Origin of the sequence: Allobrachymonas wangyanguii (assembly GCF_045055315.1) — a bacterium.
GTDB lineage: Bacteria > Pseudomonadota > Gammaproteobacteria > Burkholderiales > Burkholderiaceae_C > Brachymonas > Brachymonas wangyanguii.
This window is the reverse complement of the sequence record NZ_CP173677.1, coordinates 528265-543206: the sequence shown is the minus strand read 5'-3', so window position 1 is coordinate 543206 and position 14942 is coordinate 528265. Positions and strand designations below refer to the sequence as shown.

Annotated in this window: 12 protein-coding genes; 3 read left to right on the top strand and 9 right to left on the bottom strand. The window is 63.3% G+C overall.

Translation table 11 applies throughout. The features are described from left to right. Positions 1-159: 159 nt before the first annotated feature. Positions 160-918, top strand: coding sequence for a ribosome biogenesis GTP-binding protein YihA/YsxC (gene yihA, locus ACI3EV_RS02555; protein ID WP_018714494.1), 759 nt, complete (start codon positions 160-162; stop codon positions 916-918). Here yihA and ACI3EV_RS02550 read toward each other — a convergent pair. Both ACI3EV_RS02550 and ACI3EV_RS02545 read right to left on the bottom strand, forming a co-directional pair. Continuing rightward, a complete protein-coding gene (locus tag ACI3EV_RS02550) occupies positions 881-1744 on the bottom strand; it encodes a lipid A biosynthesis acyltransferase (protein WP_337691709.1) in 864 nt (287 codons plus the stop codon). The two genes, yihA and ACI3EV_RS02550, sit on opposite strands and share 38 nt — an antisense overlap. 56 nt (positions 1745-1800) lie before the next feature. Continuing rightward, positions 1801-2673 (bottom strand): lysophospholipid acyltransferase family protein, encoded by an 873-nt coding sequence (locus ACI3EV_RS02545; RefSeq protein ID WP_337691579.1) that lies wholly within the window; start codon positions 2671-2673, stop codon positions 1801-1803. Positions 2674-2923: 250 nt separating this feature from the next. On the opposite strand from ACI3EV_RS02545, the gene metK reads away from it, so the two are divergent. Next, positions 2924-4105: a methionine adenosyltransferase gene (gene metK / locus ACI3EV_RS02540; RefSeq protein WP_018714497.1), complete on the top strand. Its 1182-nt coding sequence runs from the start codon at positions 2924-2926 to the stop codon at positions 4103-4105. Between the two features lie 124 nt (positions 4106-4229). On the opposite strand, the gene ACI3EV_RS02535 is transcribed toward metK, so the two are convergent. Together ACI3EV_RS02535 and ACI3EV_RS02530 are read right to left on the bottom strand one after the other, a co-directional pair. Beyond that, positions 4230-5621 (bottom strand): outer membrane protein transport protein, encoded by a 1392-nt coding sequence (locus ACI3EV_RS02535; protein ID WP_337691582.1) that lies wholly within the window; start codon positions 5619-5621, stop codon positions 4230-4232. Positions 5622-5928: 307 nt separating this feature from the next. After that, positions 5929-6948, bottom strand: a complete 1020-nt coding sequence (locus ACI3EV_RS02530; RefSeq protein WP_337691584.1) for a porin — start codon at positions 6946-6948, stop codon at positions 5929-5931. 539 nt (positions 6949-7487) lie between these two features. On the opposite strand from ACI3EV_RS02530, the gene coq7 reads away from it, so the two are divergent. Beyond that, complete coding sequence (coq7, locus tag ACI3EV_RS02525; protein ID WP_337691585.1) at positions 7488-8144, top strand: 2-polyprenyl-3-methyl-6-methoxy-1,4-benzoquinone monooxygenase; 657 nt, start codon at positions 7488-7490, stop codon at positions 8142-8144. A 102-nt stretch (positions 8145-8246) separates the two neighbouring features. On the opposite strand, the gene ACI3EV_RS02520 is transcribed toward coq7, so the two are convergent. Genes ACI3EV_RS02520 through ACI3EV_RS02500 form a run of 5 tightly spaced genes read right to left on the bottom strand, consistent with a single transcriptional unit; the run spans position 8247 to position 14920 of the window. Continuing rightward, positions 8247-9446 (bottom strand): acetyl-CoA C-acyltransferase, encoded by a 1200-nt coding sequence (locus ACI3EV_RS02520; protein WP_337691587.1) that lies wholly within the window; start codon positions 9444-9446, stop codon positions 8247-8249. Positions 9447-9464: 18 nt separating this feature from the next. Further along, positions 9465-11864 carry a 3-hydroxyacyl-CoA dehydrogenase NAD-binding domain-containing protein gene (locus ACI3EV_RS02515; protein ID WP_337691589.1) on the bottom strand — a complete coding sequence of 800 codons (2400 nt, stop codon included), beginning with the start codon at positions 11862-11864 and terminating at the stop codon, positions 9465-9467. A 54-nt stretch (positions 11865-11918) separates the two neighbouring features. Next, positions 11919-12359, bottom strand: coding sequence for a DUF2147 domain-containing protein (locus tag ACI3EV_RS02510; RefSeq protein ID WP_329770065.1), 441 nt, complete (start codon positions 12357-12359; stop codon positions 11919-11921). A 33-nt stretch (positions 12360-12392) separates the two neighbouring features. Then, entirely contained in the window at positions 12393-14186 is a 1794-nt protein-coding gene (locus tag ACI3EV_RS02505) for an acyl-CoA dehydrogenase C-terminal domain-containing protein (protein ID WP_329770066.1), read from the bottom strand. 56 nt (positions 14187-14242) lie between these two features. Beyond that, positions 14243-14920 (bottom strand): TetR/AcrR family transcriptional regulator, encoded by a 678-nt coding sequence (locus ACI3EV_RS02500; protein ID WP_329770067.1) that lies wholly within the window; start codon positions 14918-14920, stop codon positions 14243-14245. Positions 14921-14942: the final 22 nt, after the last annotated feature.

Genomic DNA, 14942 nt, shown 5'->3' with positions numbered 1-14942 from the left:
GTGCTGTGCAATCCGGGTAAACTTGACCATTCTACATCGACCCGTAACCAAAATTGACAGATTCACCGTAACTGTCGCGGATCGTAGTCAACAATTGGCCGGATTTCCCCTGCACTGGCTGCTGCCACGGCAAGAACCGGCCCCTGCCCGAGACCCGCCATGGCCGCGTCCAAACGCCCTCCCCGCAAGCCTGCTGCCGCACCGGCCAAGCCGCCCAAGACCCCGACGCCACTCGGCTGGATGCACACCGCCCGCTTTCTGACCACCGCCGCCCAGCTCGACCAGCTGCCGGCGCTGGACGTACCGGAAATCGCCTTTGTCGGCCGCTCCAACGCCGGCAAGTCCACCTGCATCAACACCCTGACGCAGCAGCGCCAACTGGCCTTTGCCTCCAAGACACCGGGCCGAACCCAGCACATCAACCTGTTTGCCCTGGGCCGCCAGAACCAGACCGATGCCGTGCTGGCCGACTTGCCCGGCTACGGCTACGCCCAGGTGCCGCTGGCCGACAAGCTGCGCTGGCAGCGCGTCATGGCCAACTACCTGATGACGCGCGAGAACCTGGTCGGCGTGGTGCTGCTGTGCGATCCGCGCCACGGCCTCACCGAGCTGGATGAACTGCTGTTGGAAGCGATCCGCCCACGCGTGGAAGACGGCCTGGAGTTCCTGCTGCTGCTGACCAAGTCCGACAAGCTGACGCGCGCCGAAGGCGCCAAGGCGCTGTCCATCGCACGGCTGAATGCCGGCGGCGGCGAAGCCATGCTGTTCTCGGCGCTCAAGAAACAGGGCATGGAACAGGTGGCGCAACTCCTGTGGGACTGGACCCACCCGCCGCAGGAAGACAGCGCCGCAGACGATGCCGAAGCGGCAGACGACGGCCTCAGTACACCTCCGGCAAGCCCTCCGGACGCGTCTTGAAGCGCTTGTGCACCCAGAAATACTCCTCGGGGCGGCGCGCCACCCAGCCTTCGAGGTAGTCGTTCATGCGCTGGGTGTCGGCCACCACATCCTCGGTCGGGAAATCCTGCCACGGGCCTTCCACATGCAGGGTGTAGCCATGCGATTCCATATAGGTGATGGTGGTCACCACCTGCGCGCGACCCAGTCGGGCAAAGCGTGACAGCGAGGGCACGGTGGCTGCCGGCACACCAAAAAAGGTGACAAAAATCGATTCCTGCGGGCCAAAGTTCATGTCCGGCAGCAGGTAGAGCAGGCCCTGCTTGCGCAGCTTGGCAATGATGGGCTTGACGCCATCGCGCCGCCACACCACCTGCGCGTTCGGAAAGCGCGTACGGCCACGGCGCACCCAGGCATCAATCGTCTTGTTGCTCTGCGGCGTGTAAATGGAAATGAAGATGCGCTCCAGCAATTGGCCAGACAAGGCCATGCCGCCGGCATCGAGTCCGACAAAGTGCGGTGCAAACAGGATGGTCGACTTGCCGTCCCGCAGCGCATCGACATCGCCCACCATGCGCAGGCGCTTGCGCAGCAGCGCCGGGCTGCCATGCCAGATCCAGATGCGATCCAGGAAAGTCTGCATGAAACGCACGAAATGCAGGCGCGCGATGCGCTCGCGCTCGGCCTCGGTCTTGTCCGGGAAGCACAGCCGCAGGTTGACCAGCGCCACATGGCGACGACGCGGCACCAGCTGCCAGGCCAGCTTGCCCAGCAGCCAGCCCAGGCCACGCCAGACCCACAGCGGCAGCCAGGCCAGCACGCCAAACACGAGGTTGATCAGGCGCACCTGCCAACTCCATGCCTCATCCGCTTGCGCTGTCGTATTGTCCGGGGTGTTCTCGCTCACGGTGCAGATTCCTCCTGTGCCGCCTGTTTGGCCACGTAATCCTTCCAGCCATAGGGCTCACGGTAGCGCGCATAGCCCCACATGTACTGCTGCGGGCAGTTCAGGATCACGCGCTCCATCTCGCGGTTGATCTGCGCCACGGCGGGCTCCAGCTCCTGCGGCAGCGGCGCGCTCAAGGGGCTGCAGTGCAAGCGGTAGCCGCGGCCCCAGGACAGGCGCTCACCCCAGATCACGATCACAGTGGCTTGCGTCTGGTGCATCAGCTTGGCCGCCAGCGTCATGGTGTAGGCATCCTTGCCGAAGAATGGCACCCAGACGCCCTGCCCCGGTGGCGGCACATGGTCGGGCAGCAGGCCAACGGCCTCGTTGTTGCGCAAGGCCTTGATCATCTGGCGAATGCCGCTGATATTGGTGGGCACCGAGCGCAGGCCGGGGCGCTCACGCACGGTCTCCATCATCTCGGCCAGCCAGGGCTGGCTGGCGGGACGGTAGAGCACGGTCAGGTTGCCGTACTGCTGGTGGAAACGTTCGGCCATGGCCTGTGCCGTGATCTCGAAACAGCCCATGTGCGGCGTCAGGAAGATGATGCCCTTGCCCGCGCCATAAGCCTGCTCCACGTGCTCCAGCCCGCGCCACTCGCAATGCACCGGCTTGCCCAGCCACAGCCGTGGCAGCTCGGACAGCATGCGGCCATTGTGGGCGATGGACGGGCGCACATCGGCCAGCGTCAGACCGGCCAGCGCAGCGTTGTCACGCACGCGGCGGCGATAGGACGCAGCAGCGAACCAGCCCAGCCAGCCCAGCACGGCACCCATGCCATGCAGCAGCCAGAGCGGGAACCAGGAAAGGATTCGGAACAGGAATGCCATTGACACAAGGTGAATGGTGTCTCTCGGCCCGGCTTGGGCAGATTTGACAGAATTGCTACAATGTACGGATCGCCGAGTTAAACGAGCAACTTGCAGGGCGATACCTTCATGCGATTGTCGCATGGATGTGGCGTATTCACCACGAATACCCGGACGGGCCGCCTTTCTGGCACACCGGCTCCACTGCTAAAGCGTTCGCCATCGTTCTTTTGGCAACGCGTTCCGTGCCACTACAAGGACTTTTACAAGCATGGCGAACGATTACCTCTTCACCTCCGAATCCGTTTCCGAAGGCCACCCCGACAAGGTGTCCGACCAGATCTCCGATGCCATCCTGGACGCCTGCCTGGCGCAGGATCCGCTCAGCCGCGTGGCCGCCGAGACCCTGACCAACACCGGTCTGGTGGTGCTGGCCGGCGAGATCACCACCGATGCCACGGTCGACTATATCGATGTGGCACGCGAAACCATCAAGCGCATCGGCTACGACAACTCCGAATTCGGCATTGACCACAAGGGCTGCGCCGTGCTGGTCGCCTACGACAAGCAGAGCCAGGACATTGCCCAGGGCGTGGATGCCGCCTATGACGACCCGCTCAACATCGGCGCTGGTGACCAGGGTCTGATGTTCGGCTTTGCCTGCGACGAAACGCCCGAGCTGATGCCCGCGCCCATCCATTACGCACATCGCCTGATGGAGCGCCAGGCCCAACTGCGCAAGAGCGGCAAGCTGCCCTTTCTGCGTCCGGACGCCAAGGCCCAGGTCACCATGCGCTACGTGGATGGCAAGCCGACCACGGTGCAGACTGTGGTCGTGTCCAGCCAGCACAGCCCCGAGATGAGCCTGGACGAGAAGACCATGAAGCCGGCCTTTATCGAGGCGGTGATCGAGGAGATCATCAAGCCGGTGATTCCGGCCGAGCTGCTGCAGGGCACCGAGTACCTGATCAACCCGACCGGCCGCTTTGTCGTGGGTGGCCCGCAGGGCGACTGCGGCCTGACCGGCCGCAAGATCATTGTCGACACCTACGGCGGCGCCTGCCCGCACGGCGGCGGCGCCTTCAGCGGCAAGGACCCGACCAAGGTGGACCGTTCTGCTGCCTACGCGGCACGCTACGTGGCCAAGAACATCGTGGCGGCTGGCCTGGCCAGCACCTGCGAGGTGCAAGTGTCCTACGCGATTGGCGTGGCACGCCCGATCAACATCACGGTCTATACCAAGGGCACCGGCGTGATCGACGACCACCGCATCGAGGCACTGGTGCAGGAGCACTTTGACCTGCGTCCGCGCGGCATCATCCAGATGCTGGACCTGCAGCGCCCGATCTACGCCAAGACTGCCGCCTACGGCCACTTTGGCCGCAATGAGCCGGAGTTCAGCTGGGAGCAGACCGATCGCGCGGCGGTGCTGCGTGCGGCGGCTGGGCTGTAAGCTGACGGGCTGGGCCTGACATGACTAGGAGCGCTGCGGCGCTCCTTTTTTGTGGCCCCATTGCCTGTCGCCCAACAACAAGGGGCGCCGAAGCGCCCCCTGCTGACTCACACTGACTTGACGATCAGAAGCGGTAGCCCACTTTCACGCCGACGGCCACGGCGTTGTTATCCTTGAAGTCGCCGTCATAGGCCGGAGTGCCGGTCTTGGAGCTGACCTGCGCCTTGGCATCGCCCAGCCACAGATACTTGGCACCAGCGGACACGTAGAAGTTCTTGGTCGGGCTGTACTGCACACCGGCACCGATGTTCCAGTTGCCATCGACCGGACCCAGGGTGGTGGCGTATTCGCCGGTACCGCTGTCCCAGCCCAGGGAGACGTTGCCAGCCCACTTGTCGTTGAACTTGCGGCCCACGCCTACAGTAGCGCTGTACTGATCCTTGTCATAGCTCACCAGGTCAAAGCCGTTGGGCTTGCCCACGGCCGGACCCACGGTCTTGGAGACGGCGCCAAACTGGCCCGGACGAATGGCAAAGCTGGACCAGTCCACCCAGCGCAAGTTGGCAAATGCCAGCGTATTGGGCGCAATACCGCTCTGCACATCCAGGTTGATGGACTGCGGGGTCTCGATCTTGGTAGTGCCATTGACCGGGGCACCCGGGAAGTTGACGAAGTTTTCCTTGGTGTCCACATCATGGCTGATGGCCGAGCGATAGGTCATGGCCGCACGGAAGGCGATATCCGGAATCTCGTAGGCTGCACCTGCCAGCACACCCCAGCCCCCAGTAGTCTTGAAGCTGGCGTCATAGCCATTGAAAATCGAATAGGCTGCGCCGCGCAGGTGTACATCGCCCTTGATGGTCTGATAGACTGGGCCGCCATACACCGTCCAGTTATCGTTGGGCTGGTAAGCGGCCAGCAGCGAGAAACTTTGCGTGTTGACCGTCACATTGGTGTTGTGCGAACCCGCAGCCTGAGGCGTCAGGGCCGCCGCCCCGGCTGCTGCACCTGCGGCCATTTGTGCCTGCACATCCGGCGAAGCCAGCACAGTGGGCAGCATGGCATCAATTTGCGCCTGATTCATGCCCATGCCGGCCAGCTGCTGGGTCGCCTTGGCGGTAGCAGTGGCCAAGGCCTGCTGGCCTGCCAGGGCCTTGGCCACGGTACCATAGGCTTGGGGTGTGGTGGTGAAGTTGTTCACGCCACTATACGCGGCAGCAGCACCAAACGGATGGTCATACAGCAGCGCAAACGACAGCTTTTCATTGGCCTGGTACTTGATGGCAGCATTCGGGAACTTGTAGCTGCTGCCCATGTCCGGAATGGCACGCTTCTGGCCAGCATTTTCCACCCCCTCTACCGAAGGACTGATCCAGGTATAGCCAAATTCCACCAGGTTGCCTGGCTGAAACAGGGGCGATACGGGCTGGCCGGAACGGTCCAGGGCTGCAGCAAAAGCGCCAGTGGCCGGCAGCATGGCCAGAAGCACGGCAGTGCTGATCAGTTTGCGTTTCATCTTGTCTCCTGAAATTATGCGAATGGCGCATCGGGCGATACGTTCTTGCTGATTCTAAAAAGTGCTTCAGCATCCCACATAGGGACAATCCCGAACGGTCGTTCTATTTGTCGCATTCCTGCATCACATTCACTGAAATTCGTTTGTTTGTCACAGCCTGCATGCAGGCACTGTTGCCGTAGAGCAACACAAGCATGCGCCAATGGTGCTGCCACCACCCCGCCTCCGTGCAACAGACGCAAAAAAGCCACCCCGAAGGGTGGCTTTGCTTAAGTACTAAGCCGTACTGGCAGATGCCAGCGCCGGATTAGAACTTGTGACGCAGACCAACAGCGTACTTGGTGGTCTCAGCATCATTGCCAGCATCGTAGTCGAAGCTGTTCACGCGAGCAGCGCGGACATAGGCGTCAGTGCGCTTGCTGAAACCGTAGTTGGCGCCGACGTTGTAGTCGATACCGTCGTAGTTGTCGCCGTCGTTGTAGCCAACTTCAGCCACCAGGGAAGCAGCACCGAACGGCACCTTCACGCCCAGGTTAGCTTCCTTGTCCTTGGAGTTCTTCAGGTCATTGTCAGACACCATGTAGTTGGCGAACACCTTGGCAGCGGTGAAGTCGTAGGTACCACCGATACCGTAGCTGGTCACATCCTTGGTCTTCACGCCGTTAGCCGGAGTCTTCTCAACCTGATCTTGCTCACCAGCGATGCCAACCATGAACGGACCGGTAGCGTAGCTCAGGCCCAGGCCGTAAGTGGTTTTTTGCTGATCATTCCCACCGGCGGTCGGGTAATCTTCACGGTCGTAACCAGCGGCTGCGGAGATGCCCACGCCGCCGAAGTTACCGGCGTAATGCACACCATTGGTGCGCTTGGCACCCTGCAGGTTGGTGGTGGAGAAGTCGGAGATGCTGTCAGCAGACGTATCTTCAGCCAGGCGATACAGCGGCAGCTTGTCGCGGCCCAGCAGCACGGAGCCGAAGCCACCCTGCAGACCCACCACGGCGCGGCGAGCTTCACCACCGGCGAAAGCGCCGTTGGCAGAGTTGAAGCCGTGCTCGTAGTTGAACACTGCCTTCAGGCCGTTGCCCAGGTCTTCAGAACCCTTGATACCCACGCGGGATTGCTGCAGGTTGGCCTTGTTGAAGCCGGTAGAGCGCTGATTACCATAGCTGGTGATAATATTGCCAGCGCTATCTTTAACATCCGCGTAGCCTTCACGCTCAACAACACCAGCGGAGATGTCAGCGATACCGTACAGGGTCACGGAAGATTGAGCGGAAGCAGCACCCACAGCAGCCAGAGCGGCCAGTGCGATCAGAGATTTTTTCATTGCAAGTTTCTCCAAGGTTAAACATGGGGCTCCGGTGAGTGGGTTGGCGTCGGCTTTGAGCCTTGTTGTGCCAGCCCCCGGTTCCCCGGGCCAACCTCCTTTTCGGAAGTTGTCTCTATTGCACCAGAGCTTGGACCGGTCTGCAAAGGGAAAGCAGGTTTTATCTTGATTTTGTAGCGCATCCGCCACAAACCTGTTGCGATCAGGCCACAAAACAGGCGCCCTGCTCTCTGCCGTTGCCAAGCTGCGTCGTTGAGGGGAGGGTCTGCTGCCGAAGTGGCAACAGGCCATCCATCAGCGCTTGGTGCAGGCAGTTAAGAAACTACTTGAAGTTGGGCGCCTGTTGCACCACGGATACAGGCCGGATCAGCCTGTTGCAGGCTCGCCACTCTGGCCATGCCAGGCGCGTCATCGCGTCGGTCCAGACCGTGCTGGCTAGACCGCCGCTTCTGCGCTGGCGCAAAGCCAGCAAATGGCAGCTGGCTACAATGCCCCATGGCCCTGTGCTGTCTGGCGCAGGGCAATTGTCAGGAGAAACAATGCGAAGCCCTTCCCCGCTGGACGCCTGGATCGAGGCGGCCGACAACACCTTGCGCACGCTGTTTGCGCCCACGCATGCGAGCCAGCCGTCACCGGCCAATCGCCTGGGCCATGCCCAGATTGCCATGGACGATGCGGCGCTGTCGGATGATGAAAAGAAACTGTCGGGCGCGCTGATGCGCGTGAACCATGTGGGCGAGATCTGTGCGCAGGCACTGTACCAGTCGCAGGCGCTGGCCACACGCAACCCGGAGTTGCGCGCCCACTTCGAGGAAGCCGCGCGCGAGGAAATCGACCATCTGGCCTGGACTGCCGACCGACTCAAGGAATTGGGCGACCGTACCTCGCTGCTCAATCCATTCTGGTATGCCGGCTCGTTTGCGCTCGGCCTGGCGATGGGCCGCGTGAGTGACAGCAACAGCCTGGGCTTTGTGGTGGAAACCGAGCGCCAGGTCGAATCGCACCTGCAAGAGCATCTGGGCCGGCTGCCGCTGGCGGATCAGGCATCGCGCCTGATCGTGGCACAGATGAAGGAAGATGAAGACCGCCATGCCAACAACGCGCTGGAAGCCGGTGCCACGCCGCTGCCGCCGCCGGTACAGGGTCTGATGCGCCTGATGGCGAAGGTAATGACCACGGTGGCGCACCGGATCTGACGCGCCCTGCCGCACAACCGACGTGAAACAGGGGCCATGATGGCCCCTGTTCTGTTTTTGCGCGCTACGCCTGCCTGGACAGGCGCAGCCGTTCCGAATCGCTCAGACGCGCTCGAAAATGCCCGCGGCGCCCTGCCCCATGCCAACGCACATGGTGACCATGCCGTACTTGAGCTTGTGGCGGCGCAGCGCATGCACCACGGTGGCCGAGCGGATGGCACCGGTGGCGCCCAGCGGGTGGCCCAGTGCAATCGCGCCGCCCATCGGGTTGACCTTGCTCTGGTCCAGGCCCAGCGTATTGACCACGGCGAGTGATTGCGCGGCAAAGGCCTCGTTCAGCTCGTACCAGTCGATATCTTCCTGCTTCAGGCCGGCGTAACGCAGCGCGGCCGGAATCGCCTCGATCGGGCCGATGCCCATGATGGCCGGCGGTACGCCCTTGCTGGCGAAGCTGACGAAGCGCGCCAGCGGCTGCAGGTTGTACTTTTTGACGGCGGCTTCGCTGGCCAGGATCAGCGCGCCTGCGCCATCACTGGTCTGCGAGCTGTTGCCGGCGGTGACGGAGCCACGCGCGGCAAACACGGTGCGCAGCCTGGCCAGGCCTTCCATGGTGGTGTCCGGGCGGGCACCCTCGTCCAGATCAACGATGCGCTTGCTGATATTGACCTTGCCGGTCTCCAGGTCCAGCTGACGTTCCTCGATCTCGACCGGGGTGATCTCGTCCTTGAACTCGCCGGCCTGCATGGCGGCAATGGCGCGGCGGTGCGATTCGACGGCGAAAGCATCTTGCGCCTCGCGGCTGACTTTCCACTGCTGCGCGACCTTCTCGGCCGTCAGGCCCATGCCGTAGGCAATGCCCACGTCCTGGTTGCCGCTGAAGATATCGGGGTGCAGCGAGGGATTGTTGCCCATCATGGGCACCATGCTCATGCTTTCCACACCGGCGGCGATCATGATGTCGGCCTCACCCACGCGGATGCGGTCGGCGGCCATGGCGACCGCGCTCAGGCCGGAGGCACAGAAACGGTTGACGGTGATGCCGCCAACGCTGTTGGGCAGGCCGGCCAGCACGGCACCGATACGGGCCACGTTCAGGCCCTGCTGGGCCTCGGGAATGGCGCAGCCACAAATCACGTCCTCGATGGCTTGCGGGTCCAGGCCGGGTGCCTGGGCCATGGCGGACTGGATCGCCTTGACCAGCAGGGTCTCGGGGCGGGTGTGCTTGAAAAAGCCCTTGTGCGAACGCCCGATGGGGGTGCGGGTCGCGGCCACAATATAGGCGTCTTGCAGTTGTTTGCTCATGGAAATCGTTCCTCGGGATCAGTTGCGCAGCGGCTTGCCGGTGTTCATCATGTGCAGCAGGCGGTCCTGCGTCTTGGGATGGGCGACCAGCGCGGTGAAGGCCTCGCGCTCCAGCTGCATCAGGTACTCCTCGTTGACCAGCGTGCCGGGATCGACATCACCGCCACAGGCGATGTGGGCGATATGGCTGGCGATATCGAAGTCGTGTGCACTGATGAAGCCGCCATCGCGCATGTTGACCAGCGAGCCCTGGATGGTGGCCTTGCCGTCACGACCGGCCACCGGGAACAGGCGGCGCAGCGGCGGGCGGTAGCCGCACTGGAACATGGCCTTGGCGCGCTGCATGGCGACATACAGCAGCTCGTCCTTGTTGGCGACGATGGTGTCGCTGTGCAGGATGTAGTCGAGATCGCGGCTTTCGAGGGCGCTGGTACCGACCTTGGCCATGGCCGCGGCGGTAAAGCCTTCGGTCAGGAAAGGCAGCAGATCATTGCCGGTGCTGTAGGAGGCCTTTTCGGCAGCGCGACGGGCGATGTAGGTCATGCCACCGCCACCGGGGATCACGCCCACGCCCATTTCCACCAGGCCGATATAGCTTTCCATGGCGGCCACGCGGGCGCTGCAGTAGACCGACAGCTCGCAGCCGCCGCCCAGCGCCAGGCCACGGATGGCGGCGATGGTGGGCACCTGGGCATAGCGCAGGCGCAGCATCAGCATCTGCAGCTCTTCTTCCATGCCGCCCACGGTGATGGCACCGCCGGCCACATAGCCCTGCATCACGGTCTGCAGATCGGCACCGGCGCTGAACCATTCGTCATTGGACCAGATCACCAGGCCCTGGAAATCGCGCTCGGCCAGATCGACCGCGTGCATCAGGCCCTCACCCACGGCCGGGCTGATGGTGTGCATCTTTGTCTTGATGCTGGCGATCAGCACCTCGTTGTCCAGCGTCCACAGGCGCACGCCGTCGTCTTCGTAGACGGTGGTGCCAGCGGTGGCGGGATCAGGGGCCTGGCTGCCCAGCACGTCCTCGCGGAAGTACTGGCGCTGGTAGACCGGCAGATTGGACAGTGCCTCGAACTGGCCGGTGGTCGGGTTGAACGAGCCCTGCGGCGTGTGCACGCCACCGGCTTCGGCCACCGGGCCGTTGAAGACCCAATCGGGCAGCGGTGCGCTGCTCAGGGCTTCGCCCTTGTCGATGTCTTCCTGGATCATCTTCGCCACGTCGAGCCAGCCGGCTTCCTGCCACAGCTCGAACGGGCCCTGCTTGCTGCCGTAGCCCCAGCGCATGGCAAAGTCCACGTCGCGGGCGGTATGGGCAATGTCCTTCAGGTGGACGGCAGCATAGTGCATCTGGTCACGCAGCACCGCCCAGACGAAGCGGCCCTGCGCGCCCTGGCTGTCACGCAGCAGGCGCAGGCGCTCGGCGGCGGGACGCTTGAGCATGCGGCCATAGACATCGTCGGACTTCTGGCCGGCCGGCACGTACTCGTCGCTTTCCAGCTCGTAGCGCATGATGTCGCGGCCCACCTTCTTGTAGAAGCCGGCCTTGGTCTTCTGGCCGAGTTGACCTTTCTCGATCAGGCGTGCCACCACCGGCGGCGTGGCAAAGTGCGGGTAGAACGGATCGGTCTCGACCGACAGGTTCTCCTGCATGGTGCGGATCACGTGGGCCATGGTGTCCAGGCCCACCACATCGGCGGTGCGGAAGGTGCCGGAGCTGGCACGGCCCAGCTTCTTGCCGGTCAGGTCGTCCACCACGTCATAGGTGAGGCCGAACTTCTCGGCTTCGACCATGGTGGCCAGCATGCCGGCAATGCCGATGCGGTTGGCGATGAAGTTGGGCGTGTCCTTGGCGCGCACCACGCCCTTGCCCAGCACGCTGACGGCAAAGGTTTCGAGATCGTCCAGGATCTGCGGCTGCGTGGCCGGCGTGGCGATCAGCTCCACCAGGTACATGTAGCGCGGCGGGTTGAAGAAGTGGATGCCGCAGAAGCGCGGGCGCAGCTGCTCGGGCAGCGCTTCGCTGAGCCTGGTGATGCTCAGGCCGGAGGTGTTGGAGGCCAGGATGGCGTGCGGTGCCACGTGGGCGGCGATCTTGTGGTACAGATCGGATTTCCAGTCCATGCGCTCGGCAATGGCCTCGATCACCAGATCGCACTCCTTGAGCAGATGCAGGTGTTCTTCGTAGTTGGCCGGCTGGATCAGCTCGGCGTCACGCGTGGTGCCCAGCGGCGAGGGCTTGAGCTTTTTCAGGTTGTCGATGGCCTTGAGCGCGATACCGCTCTTGGGGCCTTCTTTCGCCGGCAGGTCGAACAGTACGACCGGCACCTTGACGTTCACCAGATGCGCGGCAATCTGCGCACCCATGACGCCAGCGCCCAGCACGGCGACTTTTTTCACTTGGAATCGGGACATGGTGGTCTCTATGCAGGGCTGGCCCGCAGGCCAGCCGGGTTGGAGAGGATGTGCTTACTGCACGCGGACCCAGGTCTGGGTGCGGCCAATGCCCATGACAGAACCGCGCACTTCCAGCTTGCTGCCGTTGGCGACCGGCGTCAGGCGCAAGGTGTAGTTGCGGCCGCTCTCGGGATCGAGAATCTTGCCGCCCTCCCAGACGTCCTTGCCGTCCACCTTCTTGGCACCACGGATGATTTCCAGGCCGACCATCGGCTTGCCCTTGCGGTCATCGGAACACTTGTCGCAGACGGCGGCCGGATCGGCGCCCTTGCGCAGCAGTTTCTCGATGCGGCCGTTCAAGGCACCACCGCGTTCGCTGATGACGATCTGCGCCTTGGCCTGGCCAGTCGCGTCGTCGATGCTGCGCCAGGTACCTACCGGGCTCATGTTGGCAGCCAGCGTGCTGCCCGCCATCAGCAGGCCCAGACCCAGGATGCTCAGTTGCTTGTTCATGGGATTGTCTCCTCGTCAGGTGGGGTTGTGGAATCAGGCCAGGGCGGCGTCGGTGTCCAGCAGGACCTTGACACCGTTGCGCGCCGTCTTCATCAGCGTCAGGGTTTCGGGGAACAGCTTGGCAAAGTAGAAGCGCGCGGTCTGCAGCTTGCCCAGGTAGAACGGGTCATTGCTGCCTTCGGCGATCTTCTGCTGCGCCACTTGCGCCATGCGGGCGAACATGTAGGCAAACACCAGATGGCCGGCGACCTTCATGTAGTCGAAGGCGGCAGCGCCGACTTCATCCGGGTTCTGGAAGCCGCGGAAGCCGAGTTCGGTGGTGAACTTGGTCATCTGGTCGGCCAGCATCGCCAGCGGGTTGATGAATTCGGCCATCTGCTCGTTCACGCCTTCGGCGGCGATGAAGGTGGCGATTTCCTTGCCGAACTTTTTCAGCGTGGCACCCTGGTTGCCCAGCACCTTGCGGCCCAGCAGGTCCAGCGCCTGCACCGTGTTGGTGCCTTCGTAGATCATGTTGATGCGGGCATCGCGCACGAACTGCTCCATGCCCCATTCCTTGATGTAGCCGTGGCCACCAAACACCTGCTGGCACTCGACCGTGGCCTTGAAGCCGTTTTCGGTCAGGAAGGCCTTCACGATCGGGGTCAGCAGCGCCAGGATCTCGCCGGATTCCTTGCGCACCTGCTCGTCCGGGTGGTTGTGTTCCTTGTCCAGCAGCAGGCCGGCGTAGACGCTCAGCGCGCGACCGCCTTCGGCATAGGCCTTGGCCGTCAGCAGCATGCGGCGCACGTCCGGGTGCACGATGATCGGATCGGCCGGCTTGTCCTTGGCCTTGACGCCGGACAGGCTGCGCATCTGCAGGCGTTCCTTGGCGTAGGCCAGCGCGTTCTGATAGGCCACTTCGGTCAGGCCGAGCGACTGGTTGCCGACGCCCAGGCGGGCGGCGTTCATCATCACGAACATCGCCTGCAGGCCCTTGTTCGGCTGGCCGATCAGGGTGCCGCGCGCCTTGTCCAGCACCAGCTGGGCGGTGGCGTTGGAGTGGATACCCATCTTGTGCTCGAGGCCACCGCAGTAGATGCCGTTGCGCTCGCCAATGTTGCCGTCGGCATCGACATTGAACTTGGGCACGGCAAACAGGCTGATGCCCTTGCTGCCGGCCGGTGCGTCAGGCAGGCGTGCCAGCACCAGGTGCACGATGTTGTCCACCATGTTGTGCTCGCCGGCGCTGATGAAGATCTTCTCGCCGCTGATCAGGTAACTGTCGCCGTCCGGCTCGGCCTTGCTGCGCAGCAGGCCCAGGTCGGTACCGCAGTGCGGCTCGGTCAGGCACATGGTGCCGGTCCATTCACCGCTCACCAGCTTGGGCAGATAGACCTTCTTCTGCCAGTCGGTGCCGTGAGCCGCCAGGGCCTCGTAGGCGCCATGGCTCAGGCCGGGGTACATGGTCCAGGCCTGGTTGGCAGCGTTCAGCATTTCGTAGAAGCAGCCGTTGATGGTGGCGGGCAGGCCCTGGCCACCAAACTCGGGATCGCAGCTCAGCGCCGGCCAGCCGCCTTCGATGTACTGCTGGTAGGCTTCCTTGTAGCCCTTGGGCGGGGTCACCTCGTGCGTGCTCTTGTCCAGCGTGCAGCCCTCGGTATCACCGCTGACGTTCAGCGGCTGGATCACCTCGGCGGCGAACTTGCCGCCCTCTTCCAGGATCGCGTCGATGGTGGCGCGATCCACATCGGCATGGGCCGGCATCTGGCTGAAAGCGCTGGTCACATCGAACACTTCGTGCAGCACGAACTGCATGTCGCGCAGCGGCGGGGTGTAGCTGGGCATGAAACGTCTCCTAGGTTATTGCCGGCGGCTCGGGCCGCACAAGGTTTGGCGGGGGTTCAGGAAGCGCCCGGCGTGCTGCCGGACGGGGTCTTGTAAAACGAGAGCACGCGCTCGAAGCTGGTATGGATGCGTTCGATCGCCTGCGGCTTGTGCAGGAAGCGCGCCTCGTAGTGCACGGACAGGATCAGTCCGTGGATCTCGAAAATCATCTGGTGGGCATCGGTGCCGGGCTCGAGATGCCCTTCCGCACGCGCCTGCTCCACGGCCCGCTCCAGCGCTGCCATCCAGGTCTGGATCGCCTTGCGCAGGGCGTCGCTGACCGGGCCTTCCCGGTCGTCGTATTCGACCGCGCCACTGATGAAGATGCAGCCCGAGTGGACTTCCTCTTCGGTGACACGGCGAATCCAGTTTTCGAACATGGCGCGCAGGCGCGGCAGGCCGCGCGGCTGCGCCAGCGCCGGGTGGAACACCTCGCGCTCGAAACGCTGGTAGTACTCGTCAATGATGGCAATCTGCAGGTCTTCACGCGAGCCGAAATGGGCAAACACGCCGGACTTGCTCATGCTGACGATGTCGGCCAGGGCACCAATGGTGATACCCTCCAGCCCGAAACGGCTGGCCAGCCCCAGACCAGCATCCAGCAGGACGGCACGCGTGTGCTGTCCCTTGTGCAGGTTGCGGCGACCCTTGCCGGCAGGGGCGTTGGCGGAGGATGGGCTGGTGGTGGCAGACATGGTGCGGACTATAGCAAAATAT

Bases quoted from the DNA above. Each gene is read 5' to 3' on its own strand.
- yihA (WP_018714494.1), top strand. From the start codon at position 160: ATGGCCGCGTCCAAACGCCCTCCCCGCAAGCCTGCTGCCGCACCGGCC.
- ACI3EV_RS02535 (WP_337691582.1), bottom strand. From the start codon at position 5,621: ATGAAACGCAAACTGATCAGCACTGCCGTGCTTCTGGCCATGCTGCCG.
- ACI3EV_RS02500 (WP_329770067.1), bottom strand. From the start codon at position 14,920: ATGTCTGCCACCACCAGCCCATCCTCCGCCAACGCCCCTGCCGGCAAG.
- coq7 (WP_337691585.1), top strand. From the start codon at position 7,488: ATGCGAAGCCCTTCCCCGCTGGACGCCTGGATCGAGGCGGCCGACAAC.
- ACI3EV_RS02545 (WP_337691579.1), bottom strand. From the start codon at position 2,673: ATGGCATTCCTGTTCCGAATCCTTTCCTGGTTCCCGCTCTGGCTGCTG.
- ACI3EV_RS02515 (WP_337691589.1), bottom strand. From the start codon at position 11,864: ATGTCCCGATTCCAAGTGAAAAAAGTCGCCGTGCTGGGCGCTGGCGTC.
- ACI3EV_RS02520 (WP_337691587.1), bottom strand. From the start codon at position 9,446: ATGAGCAAACAACTGCAAGACGCCTATATTGTGGCCGCGACCCGCACC.
- ACI3EV_RS02530 (WP_337691584.1), bottom strand. From the start codon at position 6,948: ATGAAAAAATCTCTGATCGCACTGGCCGCTCTGGCTGCTGTGGGTGCT.
- metK (WP_018714497.1), top strand. From the start codon at position 2,924: ATGGCGAACGATTACCTCTTCACCTCCGAATCCGTTTCCGAAGGCCAC.
- ACI3EV_RS02510 (WP_329770065.1), bottom strand. From the start codon at position 12,359: ATGAACAAGCAACTGAGCATCCTGGGTCTGGGCCTGCTGATGGCGGGC.
- ACI3EV_RS02505 (WP_329770066.1), bottom strand. From the start codon at position 14,186: ATGCCCAGCTACACCCCGCCGCTGCGCGACATGCAGTTCGTGCTGCAC.